2 pseudogenes are annotated in these 975 nt (G+C 49.7%); both read left to right on the top strand.

The features are described 5' to 3' along the window. Window positions 1-123: 123 nt before the first annotated feature. Window positions 124-534 (top strand): annotated as a pseudogene (locus tag Q5Y71_RS17725) (transposase); the annotation flags it as partial. Continuing rightward, window positions 528-975 (top strand): annotated as a pseudogene (locus Q5Y71_RS16940) (transposase); the annotation flags it as partial. The pseudogenes Q5Y71_RS17725 and Q5Y71_RS16940, both read left to right, overlap by 7 nt.

Raw genomic sequence — 975 nt, 5'->3', positions numbered from 1 at the left:
CTCACTTTTATAGAAAATATACCCAAAGCGTTTGAGATTTAGGTTTTACAAAGAGTTATATTTTGTTGTCATAGGAAAAATTCCTGCTATAGTTGGCGCCCATGAAGAACTTTTGGCTAACAGATGATCAGGTTCGGGAGCTGCGCGAGGCCCATAGAGTCGAGCGCAACCGCAATGCCTCCTATGCAACCGCAATGCCTCCTATGCAACCGCAATGCCTCCTATAAAATCAACGCAGTTATTCTTCTTGGCACGGGCTGGAATTTAAAGGCGGGTCATGAAGCGTTATTACTTGATGACGAAACGTTAAGATCTTATGTAGAGAAATACCAGTCAGGTGGTATTGCGGAATTGGTCAAGACGAACTATCAAGGTCGTATGTGTCATCTAAGTGACTCACAACAGGCCAAGCTCTGCGAGGAGCTGGAAAGCAAGATTTACCTCACGACGCATTCCGTTATTGAATATGTTCGAGAAAGTTTTGGGGCTGAGTACACACCCAGTGGTATGCGGGATCTCTTGCATCACTGGCGATTGGTGACGGCGCTATGGGGTTCTGGACGGCGCTGGAAGAAACCTACCCCGAGACACGCCAGCAGCGCTGCTGGGTACACAAGACGGCCAATGTACTCAACAAGCTGCCCAAGTCGTGCCAGCCGAAAGCCAAGCGCTTTCTACACGACACCTGGCAGTCTGAGGCAAGGGTTGGCGCGGAGAAGGCATTCGACACCTTCATCAAGACGTACGAAACCAAATACCCGAAAGTTGCCGAGTGCCTGCTAAAGGACCACGAAGAACTGATGAGTTTCTACGAGTTCCCGACAAAACACTGGCAGAGCATCCGGACAACGAACCCGATCGAGTCGACGTTCGGGACAATACGACACCGGACCAAGCGCTCGAAAGGCTGCCTGTCGAGAGAAGGAATGCTACACATGGTGTTCAAGCTGGGAATGTGTGCAGAAGAAAAGTGGA

This window comes from Microbulbifer sp. 2205BS26-8, assembly GCF_030731025.1.
Lineage (GTDB): Bacteria > Pseudomonadota > Gammaproteobacteria > Pseudomonadales > Cellvibrionaceae > Microbulbifer > Microbulbifer spongiae.
The sequence above is the reverse complement of the archived record's forward strand: the minus strand, read 5'-3'. Positions and strand labels throughout refer to the sequence as shown.